We start from the raw sequence: 14,341 nt of genomic DNA, 5'->3' as shown, positions 1-14,341 counted from the left end.
GCTGAGCACAGCGGAGGCCGCGAAGGAGACCTTCGGTTGATCACGCGCTCCCTGGAGCGCTCTTTTGAGGCCTGCCGGCGCGGGCGCCTCAGGATGAGGGCGGAGGGTGGGAAGGTCTGCGTCGAACAGGCTACGAACTTGTCCGACGCACCCTACTCGTCCGGGCGGACCGCCTGACCGCCCCGGTCGATCGGCAGGCTCGGACCCTTCAGCTCGGAATCGCTCGGCAGGGCGCGCACGTCCCAGCCGCCGCCGAGCGCCCGGATGAGCGTCACCGCCGCGGTGAAGCGGCTCAGCCGTACCTGGAGGGCGTTGACCTCGTTGGTCACCAGCAGGTTCTGCGCGGTCACCACGGTGGTGAAGTTCTGGGTGCCAGCCCGGTACTCGTTGAGCGTGATCTCCACGGCCTTGCGCGACAGGTCCACGGCGGTGTCCTGCGCCCCCTGCTGCTGGCCGAGAATGCGCAGCGCGGCCATCTGGTTCTCGACCTCGGCGAAGGCTGACAATACCACCTGCCGGTAATTGGCCACCGCGGCGTCGTAGCCGGCCTCGGCCGAGCGCAGCGCCGCCGTGCGGGCGCCGCCGTCGAACAGCACCTCGCTGCCGGAGGCCGCCACCGACCAGACCTGATTGGCCGCCGAGAGCAGGCCGTTGCGGGTCGCCCCGGAAATCCCGCCCTGGGCCGAGATCGTCACGGTCGGGAAGAAGGCCGCCACCGCCACGCCGATGCGCTCGCTCTGCGCCTGGACGAGCCGCTCGGCCTGGGCCACGTCCGGCCGCCGCTCCAGAAGATCGCCCGGGATCCCGACCGGCACCCCGGGGGGATTGCGCCCGATGCCGGCCACCGGGATCGACACCTCGGAGGGTGGCCGCCCGATCAGGGTGGCGATGGCGTTGACGTACTGCACCCGGGTCAGGCGCACCGCGATGGCCTGCGCCTGGATGGTCTGGACCTGGGTCTGGGCGGTGATCACGTCGGAGCGGGCCGCGACGCCGGCGGCGTACTGGTTCTCGGTGATCGCCAGGGTCTTCTTGAAGTTCTCGACATTCTCGTCGAGCACCTTCTGCAAGGCATCCGCGTAGCGCACCGTCAGGTAATCCGCCGCGATCTCGGCCTGGATGGACAAGCGGGTCAGCGCGATCGTGGCGGCGTCGGATTGCGCCAGGGCCGCCTCGCTCTCGATGTTGCGGCGAGTGCCGCCGAACAGGTCGAGTTCCCAGCTCGCCTGGCCGATCAGCGCCACGTTGGTCCGCGTGGTGGTGCCGCTGCCGGTCCGGGTGATGCTCGGCGCGCCGATCACCGTCGGGTACAGGGCGGCCTGTGCGGAGGCGACCAGCGCCCGCGCCTGCCGGTAATTCGCCACCGCCTGCCGGAGGGACTGATTGTCGACGTCGACCAGGCGGATCAGCCGATCCAGCGTCGGATCCCGGAACACCCGCCACCAGTCGCCGCGCTCGACGGCGTCGCTCGGCCGGGCCTCGCGCCAGCCCTTCTTCCGCGCCGCGACGTAGGCCGGGCTGTCCTCCCGGACGCCGCCCTGCTTGTAGGCGAGGGGCGTCTCCACGGAGGGCCGGGCGTAGTCGGGGCCGACCACGCAGCCGGCGAGGAGCGGGGCGGCGAGGAGGAGGGACGCGAGGGTGCGGCACCGGCGATCGGCAGCGGCGGGTTGGTGACTCGACAGTCCGACGGAAGCAGGCGTGATGCCCACTCGCGCCCTCATCCTGAGGTGCCGGAGCACAGCGGAGGCCTCGAAGGAGGGCTCCAGCTGATTGTGCGATCCCTGGAACCCTCCTTCGAGGCCCGCTGGCGCGGGCGCCTCAGGATGGGGGCGTCGGTTGGACAGATGCTCACACCCGGCCGGAGCCGCCGCTGTTTCACGTGAAACCTTAACCATCATTCCCCGGCCGGCAGCGCCGCTTCTCCGCCCCGTCCGGCGCGCCTGCGGCGGTTGAGCACCCTGTGCCGGAGGCGATCGAGAGTGAGGTAGACGACGGGGGTGGTGTAGAGGGTCAGGATCTGGCTCACAATCAGGCCGCCGACGATGGCGATGCCGAGCGGCCGGCGCAGCTCCGCGCCCTCGCCGTTGGCCAGGATCAGCGGCACGGCGCCGAGCATGGCCGCCAGCGTCGTCATCATGATCGGCCGGAAGCGCAGGAGACAGGCCTCCCGGATCGCGTCCACGGGATTTGCGCCCCGGGTCCGCTCGGCGTCGATCGCCACGTCGATCATCATGATCGCGTTCTTCTTCACGATGCCGATCAGCAGGAAGACCGCAATCAGCGCGATGATGGTGAAGTCGGTGCCGGTCACCAGCAGGGCCAGCACCGCGCCGACGCCGGCCGACGGCAGGGTCGAGAGGATCGTCAGCGGGTGCACGAAGCTCTCGTACAGGATTCCCAGCACGGCGTAGACCGCCAGGATCGCCGCCAGGATCAGAAGGGGCTGGCGCGAGGCCGAGGCGACGTAGTTCTTGGCCGCGCCGGCATACTCGCCGTGGATCGTCGCCGGAAGGCGTAGGGAGGCCATCGCCTGGTCGATGGCCGCGGTGGCGTCCGACAGGCTCTTGCCCGGCGCGAGGTTGAACGAGATCGTGGTCGCCACGAACAGGCCCTGGTGGCTGACCTGCACGGGCGCGTTCCCCGGCTCGATCCGCGCGAAGGCCGAGAGCGGCACCATCGTCTCCTTGGCGGCCGAGACCGGGGCGCTCGACGAGGCGCCGCCCTTACTCGCCGCGATCGCGTTGGAGGACGCGTTGCGGGCCGAGTCGGAGGCGATCGCGGCGGCGTTCGACGCCGTGTCGGCCGTGCTGGCCGAGGCCGCCGCGGCGGCCGCACCCGTGCTGCCGGGGGCGCCGCCGACCGCGCCGGTGCCGGCGGCGGCGCCCCCGGCACTCGTGGTCGCCGACGACGCGCTGCCCGGGCTGCTCGTGCCGGTCGCCGCGTTGGTGTTGACGCTGCCGCCCGCCGCGACGGTGCCGGCCACCGCGTTGGTGGTCGCCGAGCCGGCCGCGTTGCCGCCCGAGGTCGAGACGTAGATCTGCTTGAGCGTCTCCGGCGTCTCCAGGTAGCGCGGCGCGATCTCCATCACGACGTGGTACTGGTTCAGCGGGTTGTAGATCGTCGAGACCTGGCGCTGGCCGAAGGCGTCGTAGAGCGTGTTGTCGATCTTGTTCGGGGTGATGCCGTAGCGGAACGCGGTCGCCCGGTCGATCACCACCCGGCTCTCCAGCCCGCCCTCCTGCTGGTCGGAGGTGACGTCCGCGAAGGTCGGGTCCTTCTGCAGGGCGGCGAGCAGCTTCGGGGCGGCGGCGAACAGCTCCTCGGCGGTGTCGCCCTGGAGGGTGTACTGATACTGGGCGAAGCTCTGGCGGCCGCCCATCTGCAGGTCCTGGCGGGGGAAGACGTAGAGCCGCGCGCCCGCGACCTGCGCCAGCTTCGGCCGAAGCCGCGCCATCACGGTGGAGATCGGCGCCCGCGCGTTGAGCGGCTTCAGCCCGACGAAGACGTTGGCCGAGTTGGTGCCCCGGCCGCCCGTGAAGCCGACCACGCTCTCGACCGCCGGATCGGCGCCGACGATCGCGGTCGCCTGCTTGAGCTTCTTCTCCATCGATTGGAACGAGATGCGCTGGTCGGCCTGGATGCCGCCCATCATCTGGCCGGTATCCTGCTCGGGGAAGAAGCCCTTCGGGACGATGATGTAGAGGTAGACGTTGAGTCCGACCGTGGCGAGCAGGCTCAGCAGGACGAGGCGCGGATGGGCGAGCGCCACCTCCAGCGTCCGCGCGTAGGCGCGGAGCAGCCCCGAGAAGCCGCCCTCCAGCATCCGGATCAGCCGGTTCGGCCGGCGCCCCGAAGCGGGTGCCCCGTCCGGACCGTGCCCCTCGGCGCGCAGCAGCCGGGCGCACATCATCGGCGTCGTGGTGAGCGACAGGACCAGGGAGATCAGGATCGACAGCGACAGGGTGACGGAGAATTCCTGGAAGATGCGGCCGACGAGGCCGCCCATCAGCAGGATCGGCAGGAACACCGCGATGAGCGACAGGCTCATCGAGATCACCGTGAAGCCGACCTCCCGGGCGCCGATCAAGGCCGCCTGGAGCCGGGGCTTGCCCTCCTCGATGTGCCGCTGGACGTTCTCCAGCACCACGATGGCGTCGTCGACCACGAAGCCAGTGCCGATGATCAGCGCGGTGAGGGACAGGATGTTGAGCGAGTAGCCGAGCAGGTACATCGCCGAGAAGGTGCCGATGATCGAGATCGGCACCGCGACCGCCGGGATCAGCGTGGCCCGCCAGGAGCGCAGGAAGCCGAACACCACCAGGATCACGAGGCCGACCGCCACCAGCAGCGTCTCCTCGGTGGCCGAGAGCGAGGCGCGGATCGTGGCGCTGCGGTCGCCCGTGAGCTTGATGTCGATGCCGCCGGGCAGGGCCGCGGTGATCTGCGGCAGCGCCTCCTTCACGGCGTTGATCGTCTCGACCACGTTGGCGCCGGGCTGCTTGTAGACGAACAGCAGCACGCCCGGCTCGCCGTTGACGATGCCGAGGTTGCGCTTGTCCTCGACGCCGTCGAGCACCTGGCCGACATCGGTGAGCTTCACCGCCGCGCCGTTGCGGTAGGCCACGATGATGTCGCGGTAATCGGCGGCCTTGCGGCCCTGGTCGTTGGCGTAGAGCTGGTAGCGGCGGGGGCCGACGTCGATCTCGCCCTTGGGCGAGTTGGCGTTGGCCGAGGCCAGCGCCGCCCGGATGCCCTCGAGGCCGATGCCGTAGTTGAACAGGGCCGTGGGATCGAGTTCGACCCGCACCGCCGGCAGGGACGAGCCGCCGATATCGACGTTGCCGACGCCGGGCAGCTGCGACAGCTTCTGCTGCACGACGGTGGCGGCGGAATCGTAGACCTGGCCGCGGGTCAGCGTCTGCGAGGTCATGCCGAGGATGATGATCGGCGTGTCGGCGGGGTTGAACTTGCGGTAGGTCGGGTTCTGCCGGAGCGCCGCGGGCAGGTCGGCGCGCGCCGCGTTGATCGCGGCCTGGACGTCGCGGGCCGCCCCGTCGATGTCGCGGTTGAGGCCGAACAGCAGCACGATCCGGGTGGAGCCCAGCGTGTTGGTCGACGTCATCTCGTTGACGTCCGCGATGGCGCCGAGCCGCCGCTCCAGGGGCGCCGCCACGGTGGCGGCCATGGTGTCGGGCGAGGCGCCGGCCATCTGCGCCTGGACGAGGATGACGGGGAAGTCGATCTGCGGCAGCGGCGCCACCGGCAGCTTCAGGAAGGCGAACAGCCCGGCGAGCAGCACGCCGATCGTGAGCAGCGTGGTCGCCACCGGCCGCCGGATGAACGGCTCGGAGATGTTCACGGGAGCGCCTCGCCGCCCGCGAGATCAGGATCCCGCCGCCTGGAAATCCGCCGCTCCAGCCGGTCGAACGCCAGGTAGATCACCGGCGTCGTGAACAGCGTCAGCACTTGGCTGACGATCAGGCCGCCCGCGATGCAGATGCCGAGCGGCTGGCGCAGCTCCGAGCCCACGCCGGTGCCGAGGATCAGCGGCACCGCAGCGAACAGGGCCGCCAGCGTCGTCATCAGGATCGGCCGGAAGCGCAGGAGGCAGGCCTGAAAGATCGCCTCCCGAGGCTCCAGCCCGTCCTCGCGCTCCGCCTGGAGCGCGAAGTCGATCATCATGATGGCATTCTTCTTCACGATGCCGATCAGCAGCACGATGCCGATCACCGCGATGATGTCGAGGGACAGGCCGAACAGCATCAGGCCGAGCAGCGCCCCGATCCCCGCCGACGGCAGGGTCGAGAGGATCGTGATCGGGTGGATGAAGCTCTCGTAGAGCACGCCCAGCACGATGTAGACCGTGACGATCGCCGCCAGTACGAGGAACAGCTCGTTGCCGAGCGCCGACTGGAAGGCGAAGACCGAGCCCTGCGGCACCACCCGGAACGAGGGCGGCAGGCCGATCTCGGCCTTGACCCGGTCGATCGCCTCGACGCCCTGTCCGAGGGCCGCGCCCGGCGCGAGGTTGAACGACACGGTGGTGGCCGGGAACTGGCCGAGATGGGAGATCAGCAGCGGCGCCCGCCGCTCGCTGATCCGCGCCACGGCCGACAGCGGCACCTGACCGTTCGCCGCCGTGGAGGAGGGCAGGTAGATCGCGTCGAGGCTACGCAGGGTCGTGTGCAGCTTCGGATCGGCCTCCAGGATCACCCGGTACTGGTTCGACTGGGTGAAGATCGTCGAAATGATCCGCTGTCCGAAGGCGTCGTAGAGGGCGTTGTCGATCGTCGCCGGGGTGATGCCGTAGCGGCCGGCGGTGGGCCGGTCGATGGTCACGTAGGCGGCGAGCCCCTGGCCCTGGTGGTCGCTCGCCACGTCGGTGACCACGGGCGATTTCGCCAGCGCCTCGGTGAAGCGCGGCACCCAGGTCTCGAAATCGTCGATGTTCGGGCTCTCGAGGATCACCTGATACTGGGTCGCCGAGACCGCGGTGTCGATGGTCAGGTCCTGGACCGGCTGCATGTAGAGCCGCATGCCGGGCGCGTCCGCGGCCGCCGCCGAGATCCGCCGGATGATCGCGCTGGCGGACGCCGTGCGCTCCTCCCGGGGCTTCAGGTTGATCAGCATCCGGCCGGAATTGAGCGTGACATTCTGGCCGTCGACACCGATGAACGAGGATAGGCTGGCGACGTCCGGATCCTTGAGGACGATCTCGGCCATCCGCTGCTGCCGCTCGGCCATGGCGGCGTAGGAGATCGACTGGTCGGCCTGGGTGATGCCCTGGATCACGCCCGTGTCCTGCACCGGGAAGAAGCCCTTGGGGATCACCACGAACAGGTAGGCGGTGAGCGCCAGCGTGCCCAAGGCCACCAGCAGCGTCAGGCCCTGGTGGTCCAGCACCACCCGCAGGGAGCGGCCGTAGGATTCGATCGTGCCGTCGATGGCGCGTCGGCCGAGGCGGGAGATCACGCCCTCCCGGCGGTGGCGGGTCTCGGCCTCCGGCACGTGCTTCAGGAGCCGCGCGCACAGCATCGGCACCAGGGTCAGCGAGACCACCGCCGAGATGATGATCGTGGCCGCCAGCGTGATGGCGAATTCGTGGAACAGCCGCCCGACCACGTCGCCCATGAACAGGAGCGGGATCAGCACGGCGATCAGCGAGACGGTGAGCGAGATGATGGTGAAGCCGATCTCGCGGGAGCCCTTCAGCGCCGCCTCCAGGGGCGAGTCGCCCGCCTCGACGTGCCGGGCGATGTTCTCGATCACCACGATGGCGTCGTCGACCACGAAGCCGGTGGCGATGGTCAGCGCCATCAGCGACAGGTTGTCGAGGGAGAAGCCGTACAGGTCCATCACCGACAGGGCGCCGACGAGCGACAGCGGCACCGACAGGCTCGGGATCAGGGTTGCCGACAGGCTGCGCAGGAACAGGAAGATCACCAGCACCACGAGGGCGATGGCGAGGCCGAGCTCGAACTGCACGTCCTCCACGGAGGCGCGGATCGTGGTGGTCCGGTCGGTGAGCGGCGCCACCGCCACGGCGGCCGGCAGGCTCGCCTGCATCTGCGGCAGCAGCGACTTGATCTTGTCGACGGTCGCGATGACGTTGGCGCCCGGCTGGCGCTGGATGTTGAGGATCACCGCCGGCGTCGCGTCGGCCCAGGCGCCGAGCTTGGTGTTCTCCGGCCCCTCGACCACGTCGGCGACCTCCGAGAGCATCACCGGAGCGCCGTTGCGGTAGGCGATGATCGCCGAATCGTAGGCCTTCGGGTCGCGGATCTGGTCGTTGGCGTTGATCGCGTAGGACTGCTTCGGCCCGTCGATCGTGCCCTTGGGTGTGTTGACGTTGAGGTTGGTGATGGTCGTGCGCAGGTCGTCGATGTTGAGCCCGTAGGCGGCGAGCGCCCTTGCGTTGAACCGCACCCGCACGGAGGGCCGCTGACCGCCCGAGATGCTCACGAGGCCGACGCCCGCCACCTGGCTGATCTTCTGGGCCAACCGCGATTCCGCCAGATCCCGGACCTGGGTCAGCGGCAGGGTCTTGGAGGTGAGCGCCAGCGTCAGGACCGGCGCGTCGGCCGGGTTGACCTTGGCGTAGATCGGCGGCGCCGGCAGGTCGGAGGGCAGCAGGTTGCCGGCGGCGTTGATCGCCGCCTGGACCTGCTGCTCGGCGATGTCGAGGGACAGGTCCAGGCTGAACTGCAGGGTGATGACCGAGGCGCCCGCGGAGGATTGCGAGGTCATCTGGTTGAGGTTGGCGAGCTGCCCGAACTGCCGCTCCAACGGCGCGGTCACCGAGGAGGTCATCACCTCGGGGCTGGCACCCGGATAGAAAGTCTGGACCTGGATGGTCGGGTAATCGACGGCCGGCAGCGCCGAGACCGGCAGGTTCAGGTACGACACGCCGCCGACGATCAGGATCGCCAGCATCAGCAGCGTCGTGGCCACCGGGCGGAGGATGAACAGGCGGGACGGGTTCATGGGCGCGACTCGTCCGCGCCGGACAGCCTAGGCTGCAGGGAGGCTTGCATCGGACGGCATGGCCATCCCGTCCGCGCCCTCATCCTGAGGTGCCGGAGCATAGCGCGGGCCTCGAAGGAGCCCTCCAGCCGGCCGGGCGATCCCTGGAGCCCTCCTTCACGGCGGCTCCGCGGCCCCTCAGTATGAGGAGGAGATTGGGACTGACCGTCTGGAAGCGCCTCAAGTCCGCGGAGGAGGGCGGGGAGGCCGCGGGTCTCGCGCACCAGAGCCGTCCTCACTGCGCCTGACGGCGCCGGTGCCGACGACCGCCCTCCGCTGTCCCTTGGGAATCCACCGCCGTGTCGGCGGGCGCGCCGGGCTTCACATCCCCTTTGCCGTCGGGCTTGGCCTCGGCGGCCTTCCCGTCGCCCGCGGCCGCCTGCGCGCCCTCGGTGATCCGTACGGGCGCGCCGTCCTTCAGCCGGTCGGTGCCGTCCGTGACGACGCGATCGCCCGGGTTCAGGCCGGAGGCCACCACGGTGCTGGTCCCGTCGGTCTCGCCGGTCTTGATCGGCCGGACCGTGACCTTGTTGTCCCCGTCCATCAGGTAGACGTAGGTGCCGGGCGTGCCCTGGAGCAGGCTGGAATTCGGCACCAACGTCGCGCCCCGCACCGTGTCGACGGTCAGCTTGGCGTTTACGAACTGGTTCGGGAACAGCTCCTCGTCGGCGTTGTCGAACAGGGCGCGCAGCTTCACCGTGCCAGTGGTCGTATCGATCTGGTTGTCGACCGTGTCGAGCCGGCCGGTTGCGATCTCGTGCGCGTCGCCGCGATCGTAGGCCCGCACGGTGAGCTTCGCGCCGGCGCGCACCTGCCGCATCACCCGCGACACGTCGTCCTCCGGCAGGGTGAACACCACCGAGATCGGGTGCAACTGGGTCACCACCACGATCGCCGTGGAGGCGGCCGAGATGTAGTTGCCCTGGTCGACTTGGCGCAGGCCGACCCGGCCGTCCACCGGCGACGTGATGTGCGTGTAGGCGATGTTGAGCCTCTGCTGGTCGACCAGCGCCTGGTCGGCCGCGACCGTGCCCTCGTTCTGCTTCACCAGGGCGGCCTGGGTGTCGACGTTCTGCTTCGAGATCGAATCCTGCCGGTTCAGCGTCTGGTAGCGCTGGAGGTCGAGCTTCGAGTTCTGCAAGAGCGCCTGGTCGCGGGCGAGCTGGCCCTGGTACTGGGCGAGCAGCGCTTCGTAGGGCCGGGAATCGATCTGCGCGAGTTCGTCGCCCGCCTTGACGGTCTGGCCCTCGCGGAACTTCACCTGGGTGAGATAGCCGCTGATCTGCGACTTCACCGTCACAGTGGCGAGCGGCGTCACCGTGCCGAGGCCCTGGAGGATCACCGGCATGTCGCCGGTCGTGACCTGCGCGATGCCCACCGCCTGCGGCGTGTCGGCGCCGCCGTGCCGGCCGCCGCGGCCACCGGCCCGATGGGCCGTCGCGGGCTCGGCGCCCTTGTCGGTGCGGGCCTCGTACCAGCGATGGCCGATCGCCCCGGCGCCGGCGAGCAGCACCAGGATCACGAGCCAGCGGATCGGCCGGAACCGCCGCCTCCGGACGTCGCGCGCGGGCGCCTCGCCGGGCTGGTAGGCGCGGGCGGTGTCGGTCCGGATCGGTGAACTCTCGTTCATGCCTGACTAGAGCACAGGACGGTCGCCTGCGCGACCGATTGCACCCTATCCCTCACTGTCCAAACCCCCATGTCCGGTCTCCGCGGTGCCGCATGCTGCCGCGGCCCGGAGGCCCCGCCGAAGCTCACCCTCCCGTCGGGACGGCGGCGGCTCCGATCCCGCGGACGGGAGCGTAAGCCCATAAAGCTGTCCGGGACCCGAACGGCTCCTTACCGCGGCGTCATGGCCACCGGGCGGCCTCGATCGTGCGGGTTCCTCGGTGCCCGCCCAATGCGCCGTCACTAGGGCGGTGAGGTTTCAGTCGTGTTGCTGGGGGCCGCCGGCCGGCGCCGCGTAGGCGCTGAGCACCGCGCGGAACGCCGCATCTACGGGCGTGACCGGCAGGGCGCGGCGCAGGCCGAATCCGGCGCCGCCGATCAGGAGGGCCAGAAGCAGGCAGCCGAGGAGCTCGCGCGCTGTCATCCGCATGTCGGATCCCGATGTCGGATCCCGGGCGCCGGTCCGGCGACCGGAACGGCCGGCCCCGGACATGACGAAAGGGCCACCGACCCGCAAGTCGATGACCCTTCGTGAGGACCGGAGCGGCACTCCGCTGACGGGGCGAGGGGGCGAAGCCCCATCGGCGAGAGCGCCGCTCCGACCGTGCTCTCAACCTACGATACGAGTGATGAAAGTCAACATTCGTCAGCCGGTTGTTGGGCGCCGGACAGCGCGTCTGTGCGAGTGCGCACATTCCGCATCGCGCGGCGGCCATGGTACAGGCCGGCGATGCCGAGACCCGTCATGCCGATACCTGCGACACATTTGGCCCCGGGCCGCACCGCATGAATCCCGTTTTCGCCGCGCTGCCCACGACGGTGTTCGAGACCATGTCGCGGCTCGCGCAGGTCCATGGCGCCATCAATCTCGGCCAAGGCTTTCCGGACGATCCCGGCCCCGAAGACGTGCGCGAACGGGGCGCGCGGGCGCTCCGCGACGGCTGGAACCAGTATCCGCCGATGATGGGTCTGCCGGCCCTGCGCGAGGCGGTCGCCGCCCATTACGCGCAGCATCAGGGACTGACGCTCGATCCCGAGACCGAGGTGATGGTGACCTCCGGCGCCACCGAGGCGCTCGCCGGCGCGCTGCTGGCTCTGATCGAGCCCGGCGACGAGGTCGTGCTGTTCGCGCCCATGTACGACGCCTACCTGCCGCTGGTCCGGCGGGCCGGCGGCGTGCCGCGGATCGTCGCCCTGCAGCCCCCGGCCTTCCGCCTCGACGAGGCGGCCCTGGCGGACGCGTTCGGGGACCGCACCCGGGTCGTGGTTCTGAACAACCCGCTGAACCCGAGCGCCACCCTGTTCGCCCCGGAGGACCTCGCCCTGCTCGCCCGCTACTGCCAGCGCTTCGACGTCACGGCGCTGTGCGACGAGGTCTGGGAGCACGTGGTGTTCGACGGCGCCCGCCACCGGCCGCTGATGGCGCTGCCCGGGATGCGCGAGCGGACGGTCAAGATCGGCTCGGCCGGCAAGATCTTCTCGCTCACTGGCTGGAAGGTCGGCTTCGTGATGGCCGATGCCCGGCTGATGCGCGGGCTCGCCAAGGCGCACCAGTTCCTCACCTTCACGACGCCGCCGAACCTCCAGGAGGCGGTGGCCTACGGCCTGCGGAAGCCGGCCCCGTGGTTCGAGACGATGCGGGCGGGCTACGCCGCCTCCCGTGACCGGCTGGCCGGCGGCCTGCGCGACCTCGGCTTCCGGGTGCTGCCGGCCGAGGCCACGTGGTTCCTCAACATCGACATCGCGGAGTTCGGCTACGCGGACGACACGGCCTTCTGCGAAGCCCTTGTGACCCGCCACGGCGTGGCGGCGATTCCAGTCAGCGCCTTCTACCCGGACGCCGCCGTGCGCAGCCTCGTGCGCCTGTGCTTCGCCAAGGCCGACGCGACCCTGGACGCGGCCCTCGACCGGATGAGCGGCCTTCCCGGGAGGGTGGCGTGACGGGGACGGTCCTGGCGGCCGCCGTCCTTGCGGGGATCCGGTGCGGGGGCCACATCGTTGGGCAGGATGGCTTCCCGACGGACCCCGACCATGGATTTCACCCAGGCTCCCCGGGCCGGGCACTTCACCCGGACCGAGACTTTTCCCGGCGGCGCGGCTCCCTCCGGCGGCCGGCCGCCCTTCCTGTCGGCGGATCTCAGCCGCGAGGCGAGCCTCGCCCGGCTGGAGACGCTGGCCCACCTGATGGACACGGCCTTCGTGATCCCGGGCATCAACCGGCGGGTCGGGTTCGACGCGCTGATCGGCCTCGTGCCGGTGATCGGCGACGTGGCCGGCATGGTGATCTCATCCTTCATCGTCTACGAGGCCAAGCGCCTCGGGGCACCGCGCTGGCTGGTGGCCCGGATGGGGCTGAATGTCGCGTTCGACGGGCTGATCGGCGCGGTGCCGGTGGCGGGCGACCTGTTCGACGCCGCCTTCAAGGCCAACCGCCGCAACGTCCGGCTGCTGCGCCGCTGGATGGAGCGCAGTGGCGGCCTGCGCCCGAGCGAGATCGAGGGCACCGCGACCCGGATCGACGGCTGAGGGGCCGCGATCCGTCGCCCTGGTCGGACGATCGGTCCCACACAGCTCCGATGAGTCAGGAGAACGCGCTGTTCGACGCCTCTCCCTTCCCCCGCGAAGGGACGAGGGGAATGCGACGCGACGGCTCTCGGAGGTCCCAGCGATGAACGAAGTCGCCCGTCCCGGCGAGGTCGTGCCGGCGCCGATGCCCGGCGCCCAGCCGATCGTCCTGCGTCCGGACGAGGGCGCGCCGCCGCCGGCCGCTCCTGCGGGCCGCCGCGGATTGTCGCCGCTCAACCGGCGCCGGCTCGACAATTTCCGCCGCAACCGCCTCGGCTACGGGTCGTTCCTGATCTTCGCCGGACTGTTCATCCTCAGCCTGTTCGCGGAGTTCATCGCCAACGACCGGCCGATCCTGCTGTCCTACAAGGGCGAGTGGCTCGTCCCGGTTCTGGTCGACTATCCGGAGGAGAAGTTCGGCGGCTTCCTCGCCCAGACCGACTATCGCTCCTCCGAGATCCGCAAGGAGATCGCCGAGAACGGCTGGGCCCTCTGGCCGCCGATCCGGTTCTCGTACGACACGATCAACGAGGATCTGCCGACGCCGTCACCCTCGCCGCCGACCTGGATGCTCACGGACGCGCAGTGCCGGCCGGTGGCCGAGAAGCTCGGCGGCACGACCTGCGCCGACATCCCCTGGCACTGGCTCGGCACCGACAACACCACGCGGGACGTGCTGGCGCGGGTGATCTACGGGTTCCGCATCTCGGTGCTGTTCGGCCTGATCCTGGCGGCGATCTCCTCGGCCATCGGCGTGGTGGCCGGCGCCGTCCAAGGCTATTTCGGCGGCTGGGTCGATCTCGCATTCCAGCGCTTCATCGAGGTCTGGGGCGGCATCCCCACGCTCTACCTGATCATCATCATCTCGGCCTTCATCGCCCCGGGCTTCTTCGTGCTGCTCGGGATCATGCTGCTGTTCTCCTGGGTGTCCCTGGTGAGCGTCGTGCGCGCCGAGTTCCTGCGCGCCCGGAACTTCGAATACGTCCGGGCCGCCCGGGCGCTGGGCCTGTCGAATGTTCGGATCATGGCCGTCCATCTGCTGCCGAACGCCATGGTGGCGACGCTGACCTTCCTGCCGTTTATTCTGAACGGCTCGATCACCACGCTGACCTCCCTGGACTTCCTTGGCTTCGGCCTGCCGCCGGGCTCGCCCTCGCTCGGCGAACTCCTCGCCCAGGGCAAGGACAACCTGACGGCTCCGTGGCTCGGGCTGACGGGATTCCTGGTCATCGCCGTGATGCTGAGCCTGCTCGTCTTCGCTGGCGAGGCGGTGCGCGACGCGTTCGACCCACGCAAGACCTTCGTCTGACGGACATCTGAGGTTTTCCGGGCGGCGCCTGCCGCCCGGGACCGGACGAAACGACGCGGGGTCCGGTGCTCCTCGCGAAATCTTGCGCGACGACTGCGCAGATCCTTCGCGAGACCGTGGAACGATGATGCAGGACCCGCGAAAACACCCGCTGTGCTCGGGTGTAAAGGTCTCTCCCGTCAACGAAAACCCGCCTGCCGAACCGGCGCAGCATTCGCGCTTTTGGACGCGGTAATGCGATCCGGAAGAGCGCTCCAAGTGCCGCGAATGCAACCT

The 14,341-nt window shown here is 70.0% G+C and carries 8 protein-coding genes; 3 read left to right on the top strand and 5 right to left on the bottom strand.

What is annotated here, in order from left to right; genetic code table 11:
* Positions 1-152: 152 nt before the first annotated feature.
* The 5 genes from AC3WSN_RS22785 to AC3WSN_RS22765 all read right to left on the bottom strand — a co-directional run bounded on the left by AC3WSN_RS22785 (position 153) and on the right by AC3WSN_RS22765 (position 10,621).
* Positions 153-1,709: an efflux transporter outer membrane subunit gene (locus tag AC3WSN_RS22785; protein ID WP_492541049.1), complete on the bottom strand. Its 1,557-nt coding sequence runs from the start codon at positions 1,707-1,709 to the stop codon at positions 153-155.
* Positions 1,710-1,894: 185 nt separating this feature from the next.
* Positions 1,895-5,359, bottom strand: coding sequence for an efflux RND transporter permease subunit (locus AC3WSN_RS22780; protein ID WP_492541047.1), 3,465 nt, complete (start codon positions 5,357-5,359; stop codon positions 1,895-1,897).
* Positions 5,356-8,484, bottom strand: a complete 3,129-nt coding sequence (locus tag AC3WSN_RS22775; RefSeq protein WP_492541045.1) for an MdtB/MuxB family multidrug efflux RND transporter permease subunit — start codon at positions 8,482-8,484, stop codon at positions 5,356-5,358. Before AC3WSN_RS22775 ends, AC3WSN_RS22780 begins: the two co-directional genes overlap by 4 nt.
* Before the next feature lie 274 nt (positions 8,485-8,758).
* Complete coding sequence (locus tag AC3WSN_RS22770) at positions 8,759-10,153, bottom strand: MdtA/MuxA family multidrug efflux RND transporter periplasmic adaptor subunit (protein ID WP_192710481.1); 1,395 nt, start codon at positions 10,151-10,153, stop codon at positions 8,759-8,761.
* Between the two features lie 297 nt (positions 10,154-10,450).
* Entirely contained in the window at positions 10,451-10,621 is a 171-nt protein-coding gene (locus tag AC3WSN_RS22765) for a hypothetical protein (protein WP_192710482.1), read from the bottom strand.
* 356 nt (positions 10,622-10,977) lie between these two features.
* On the opposite strand from AC3WSN_RS22765, the gene AC3WSN_RS22760 reads away from it, so the two are divergent.
* The 3 genes from AC3WSN_RS22760 to AC3WSN_RS22750 all read left to right on the top strand — a co-directional run bounded on the left by AC3WSN_RS22760 (position 10,978) and on the right by AC3WSN_RS22750 (position 14,065).
* On the top strand, positions 10,978-12,132 hold the full coding sequence (locus tag AC3WSN_RS22760; RefSeq protein ID WP_492541043.1) for an aminotransferase: 1,155 nt from the start codon (positions 10,978-10,980) through the stop codon (positions 12,130-12,132).
* Positions 12,133-12,222: 90 nt separating this feature from the next.
* Positions 12,223-12,717, top strand: a complete 495-nt coding sequence (locus AC3WSN_RS22755) for a DUF4112 domain-containing protein (protein WP_192710484.1) — start codon at positions 12,223-12,225, stop codon at positions 12,715-12,717.
* A 142-nt stretch (positions 12,718-12,859) separates the two neighbouring features.
* Complete coding sequence (locus AC3WSN_RS22750; RefSeq protein WP_492541041.1) at positions 12,860-14,065, top strand: ABC transporter permease; 1,206 nt, start codon at positions 12,860-12,862, stop codon at positions 14,063-14,065.
* The last annotated feature ends 276 nt before the right edge of the window (positions 14,066-14,341 follow it).

The organism is Methylobacterium sp. FW102-HT35C08 (assembly GCF_058790235.1).
The sequence above is the reverse complement of the archived record's forward strand: the minus strand, read 5'-3'. Positions and strand labels throughout refer to the sequence as shown.

What these genes read in the sequence shown, in the direction of transcription:
- AC3WSN_RS22775 (WP_492541045.1), bottom strand. Translation starts at nt 8,484, where the DNA reads ATGAACCCGTCCCGCCTGTTCATCCTCCGCCCGGTGGCCACGACGCTG.
- AC3WSN_RS22770 (WP_192710481.1), bottom strand. Translation starts at nt 10,153, where the DNA reads ATGAACGAGAGTTCACCGATCCGGACCGACACCGCCCGCGCCTACCAG.
- AC3WSN_RS22765 (WP_192710482.1), bottom strand. Translation starts at nt 10,621, where the DNA reads ATGCGGATGACAGCGCGCGAGCTCCTCGGCTGCCTGCTTCTGGCCCTC.
- AC3WSN_RS22760 (WP_492541043.1), top strand. Translation starts at nt 10,978, where the DNA reads ATGAATCCCGTTTTCGCCGCGCTGCCCACGACGGTGTTCGAGACCATG.
- AC3WSN_RS22755 (WP_192710484.1), top strand. Translation starts at nt 12,223, where the DNA reads ATGGATTTCACCCAGGCTCCCCGGGCCGGGCACTTCACCCGGACCGAG.
- AC3WSN_RS22750 (WP_492541041.1), top strand. Translation starts at nt 12,860, where the DNA reads ATGAACGAAGTCGCCCGTCCCGGCGAGGTCGTGCCGGCGCCGATGCCC.